The organism is Aeromonas aquatica, from assembly GCF_000764655.1.
Classification (GTDB): Bacteria; Pseudomonadota; Gammaproteobacteria; order Enterobacterales; family Aeromonadaceae; genus Aeromonas; species Aeromonas aquatica.
This window is the reverse complement of record NZ_JRGL01000149.1, coordinates 1-4,537: the sequence shown is the minus strand read 5'-3', so window position 1 is coordinate 4,537 and position 4,537 is coordinate 1. Positions and strand designations below refer to the sequence as shown.

The following is a 4,537-nucleotide window of genomic DNA, read 5'->3' as shown; positions in this document are numbered from 1 at the left end:
GCCATAACGGGCCTGAGCCTGTTTGTAGGTGAGCTCGCCTTTTTCAATCTGCTCGACCACGGCTAATTTAAAAGTCAGCGAGTAATCGCGCTGTGTCCGTTTCACACCTTGTCCCATCGGGGTCTCCATTTATTGGGGGGAAAGGTGTAAACCATATTCAGGACGGGACACCTGAATAAAAAAAGCCCCCATCGATGGATGGGGGCTTTTTCGTTAGAGTCAAACGTGAATGTTGATGTTGCTTCCCAAGGCTCCAGTCGCCGATGTAACTGGCGCCTGAGCTGGTTGGGCGGCAGTCTGCAGCAACTTCAGCGCGGTTTCGCCGTCCTGAAGCTGCTGCTTTTTCGCCAGACTGGCCGTCATCAAGGCAGAACCATATGACATAGATGCAGAGCTAGAAATATCCATTGTGTACCTCCTGCCTAAGCTCTATCGGCCACGACACGCCAGACATGAGTGATATCGCTCAGAGCAAATAGGCCTTGTCCGGGACACGTTGCGTCAGCCAGCGTTCTTCCATCTCCAGCAGGGTCTGATAGACCTTAGCCGCCTGCTCGGGACGACTGAACAGATAGCCTTGTCCGTAGAGATGGATGTCGGTCAGCGAGCGCAGCACATCGAGCTGGCCCTGGGTCTCAATGCCCTCGCACACCAGCTTCTTGCCCAACATGGTTCCCATGCGACAGATGTTGGCAACCAACTCGGCCGCCTCAATGGAGATATCAATTCCCTGTATGAAGGATCTGTCGATCTTCACTTTGCTCACCGGCAGCTTCTGCAGATAGCTCAGAGAAGAGTAGCCAGTCCCGAAATCATCCAACGCCAGCTGGACCCCTTGTTGGTTAAGATCCTGCATCAGCTGCAGCGAGTTCTTCACCTCGCGCATGGAGGTATCCTCGGTCACCTCCAGCACCAGACTGGCGGCGGGAATGTGGTGATCCATCAGGGCTTTGGCCACCAGTTTCAGCAAGTTGCGCTGATACATGCCGGGGGAGATGTTGACGCACATCTGCAGATCAACCAGCCCCAAGTGTTGCCACTTATGGAGCTGCTCACAGGCGGTATTCAGGATCCAGCTGCCAAGCTTCTCCGCCAGCTGGAACTCCTCCGCGACCTGAATTACTTCGTTTGGCGGAATGAAGCCCAGTTCGGGATGACGCCAGCGCAGCAGTGCCTCGACCGCCTCGCAGCGACCCGTCTCCAGGTTGACGATGGGCTGGTAATACAGCTCGAGCGCGTTGTGCTCCAGTGCCATCACCATGTCGGAGGCGAGATGCTTGCGCCGGACCGTCTCGTTGAGCAGGGAGTTGTCATAGATGACATAAGGTACATGGGTCTTACGACTGTGGGACAGGGCCTGCTCCGCCCGGCTGAGCAGCTCCTGGGTCTGGTTGCTGTCCATGGGGAAGAAGGCGATGCCAATGCCCACCTCCAGCCGGAACGGGTAGTTATCGATGAGGATGTCCTGCTTGAGGGAGTGCAGCACTCTCGCCACCAACTCCCTGACATGGCGCAAATCGCTCCCTTCCCGCTGCAGCATGGCGAGCTGATCGCCGCCAAGGCGGGCGACCCACTCCCCATTTTCACACAGGGCGCGCAGCCGCCTCGCCAGCTCCCGCAGCAGGAGATCCCCGGTGTTATAGCCAAACTTGCTGTTGATATCCCGAAAGTCATTGATGTCGACCAGCACCAGTCCGAATGGCGTATCGCGACTGACATAGGACTCCATTTTCTCCAGCAACGCCAGTCGGTTGGACAGACCGGTCAGGGGGTCGACTCGGGCCGTCCTGAAATGGCGCTTGGCCTCACGGATCAGCAAACCGCTGAGCAGGATGACGGAGATCACCAGGCCAGACACCATAAACAGCAAGGCGTTACGCAACTGGCCAAAGCGCTTGTCATTGCCCGAATAGACGTTGATGTTGTTCTGCATGACGGAGGCGAGAGAGTAGGACAAGGGTTCCTGCAGGGGGGCGAGCGTCATCATGATCTGCTGGTAATCCGGGGTGCCGGGCTTGAGATCGGCCAGCTTGGGTTCCAGTTCCCGGATATTGCTCTCGGTCAGTTTCACCAGGCGCAGCGTCTTCTGATTGTCTGCCAGACTCTTGCGCAACTGGCCACTCAGCAGGATCGGCGTCCGGCTCCAGAGGATATCGTAGCGCAGCAGCAGCGCCTCATGGTCGATACCGCCGTAATGGTAAATTTCGACAGCATTGAGAAAACGGCCCAGCTCTAGTTGGAGCTGCATCAATGCCCAGGAGACGTCGTAGGTGTACTTCTCCATCACCCGGGTCGCATTTTGTATCTGCACCAGGCAATACAGAGTGCTGCCCGTGAACAACAGAATGGATAGATAAAGAACGCCGAGTAAGGGCCAAGCCCTGGTCTTCGTTTTCAACCCATGCCCCCGCAAGCCATCATCATTACTGCTGAATATCGATTGAACTCAGTTGCCAGATCATCATGTCGGTGAATTCAGAGCGCTTGAGTTCGGGATGCTTGTCCAGTGGCAGGATAAACCAAAGCGGTCCCTTGTCACGTACCCGCATGGTCATACCGTCGTCCTGCCAGGCCAGAATAGGATCATATTGTTTGACCTTATCCCAGTTGACCCGGATCTGGAAACTGTTCAAGGCCGTCAGGGTAATACTCTTGCCTTCGGCCCCGACCGCCGTCATCAGGTCCGCCAGTTTTGGTCCCACATACTTGTGCGGCTTGTCCACCCAGGGGTTGCTCGTCACTATCTCATGCTGCGGCAAGGCCTGGAGCATGGTCAGGTCGAAGGCGACCTCGCCGTCGGCCGGTTCAGCGGGATCCACATTACCTGTCACCTTGAGGATCACTGGACCTTGCGGGATCGCCAATGTCATGGTCGGCATGACAAGAGAAAACAGTAATGGAATCAGGCCTAAATTTCGCATGCTCACCTCAGATGATTTCACTATCAATAGACTCATTCTAGTAGCGCTAAAAAAAACGGCCCGCAAATGCGAGCCGTTTGATAACTACGACAGGATTACATCATACCCATGCCGCCCATGCCACCCATATCAGGCATGGCAGGAGTGTCTTTCTTCGGCAGTTCGGTGATCATGCACTCGGTGGTGATCATCAGACCGGCGATGGACGAGGCAAACTGCAGCGCGGAACGGGTTACCTTGGTCGGATCCAGGATCCCCATGGCCAGCATGTCGCCGTACTGTTCGGTGTAAGCGTTGTAGCCGAAGTTACCTTCGCCATTCTTCACCGCATTGGCGATGACGGAGGCTTCTTCACCGGCGTTGATCACGATCTGACGCAGCGGGGCTTCCATGGCGCGCAGAGCAACCTTGATACCCACGTTCTGGTCTTCGTTGTCGCCACGCAGGCCGGCCAGTTTGGCGGCAACGCGTACCAGCGCCACACCACCACCTGCAACCACACCTTCTTCCACGGCGGCGCGGGTTGCGTGCAGGGCATCGTCAACACGGGCCTTCTTCTCTTTCATCTCGACTTCGGTGGCAGCACCGACCTTGATCACCGCAACGCCGCCAGCCAGCTTGGCCACGCGCTCTTGCAGCTTCTCACGGTCGTAATCGGAAGAGGTCTCTTCGATCTGCTGACGGATCTGGGCAACACGGCTTTCGATCAGGGCAGCATCACCCACGCCATCGATGATGGTGGTGTTCTCTTTGGTGATGACGATGCGCTTGGCACGGCCCAGATCTTCCAGGGTCGCTTTTTCCAGCTCCATGCCCACTTCTTCGGAGATCACGGTACCACCGGTCAGCACGGCGATGTCTTGCAACATGGCCTTGCGACGGTCACCGAAGCCAGGAGCCTTGACGGCTGCGACTTTCACGATGCCACGCATGGTGTTGACCACCAGGGTCGCCAGCGCTTCACCTTCCACGTCTTCGGCGACGATCAGCAGCGGCTTGCCCGCCTTGGCCACGCCTTCCAGCACCGGCAGCATTTCGCGGATGTTGGAGATCTTCTTGTCCACCAGCAGGATGAAGGGGTCATCCAGCTCGACGGAGCCGGTTTCCGGCTTGTTGATGAAGTAGGGGGAGAGGTAGCCACGGTCGAACTGCATGCCTTCCACCACAGCCAGCTCGTCTTCCAGACCCTGACCGTCTTCCACGGTGATCACGCCGTCACGGCCGACCTTGTCCATGGCTTCGGCGATCAGTGCACCCACTTTCTCGTCGGAGTTGGCAGAGATGGTACCGACCTGAGCGATGGCGTTGTTGTCTGCGCAGGGCTGGGACAGGGCCTGCAGCTCGGCGACGGCGGCCACGACGGCCTTGTCGATACCGCGCTTCAGATCCATGGGGTTCATGCCGGCGGCAACGGCCTTCAGGCCTTCGTTGACGATGGCTTGCGCCAGTACGGTGGCAGTGGTGGTACCGTCACCGGCGGCGTCGTTGGCCTTGGAAGCAACTTCCTTGACCATCTGGGCGCCCATGTTCTGGAACTTGTCTTCCAGCTCGATCTCGCGAGCAACGGAAACGCCATCCTTGGTGATGGTCGGGGCACCAAAGGACTTGTCCAGTAC

The 4,537-nt window shown here is 57.4% G+C and carries 4 protein-coding genes; all 4 read right to left on the bottom strand.

What is annotated here, in order from left to right; all coding sequences use genetic code 11:
- Positions 1–219: 219 nt before the first annotated feature.
- Positions 220–408, bottom strand: coding sequence for a hypothetical protein (locus LG30_RS0118745; protein ID WP_033132215.1), 189 nt, complete (start codon positions 406–408; stop codon positions 220–222).
- 58 nt (positions 409–466) lie between these two features.
- Positions 467–2,398, bottom strand: coding sequence for a putative bifunctional diguanylate cyclase/phosphodiesterase (locus LG30_RS0118740; protein WP_033132214.1), 1,932 nt, complete (start codon positions 2,396–2,398; stop codon positions 467–469).
- A gap of 25 nt (positions 2,399–2,423) precedes the next feature.
- The gene (locus LG30_RS0118735) at positions 2,424–2,921 is read right to left on the bottom strand and encodes a putative pterin-binding protein (protein ID WP_033132213.1); all 498 of its coding nucleotides are present in this window, start codon (positions 2,919–2,921) and stop codon (positions 2,424–2,426) included.
- 95 nt (positions 2,922–3,016) lie between these two features.
- Positions 3,017–4,537, bottom strand: a 1,521-nt coding sequence (groL, locus tag LG30_RS0118730; RefSeq protein ID WP_033132212.1) for a chaperonin GroEL, incomplete at its 5' end; no start/stop codon positions are given.

Coding starts and splice junctions, on each gene's coding strand:
- LG30_RS0118745 (WP_033132215.1), bottom strand. CDS start 408: ATGGATATTTCTAGCTCTGCATCTATGTCATATGGTTCTGCCTTGATG.
- LG30_RS0118735 (WP_033132213.1), bottom strand. CDS start 2,921: ATGCGAAATTTAGGCCTGATTCCATTACTGTTTTCTCTTGTCATGCCG.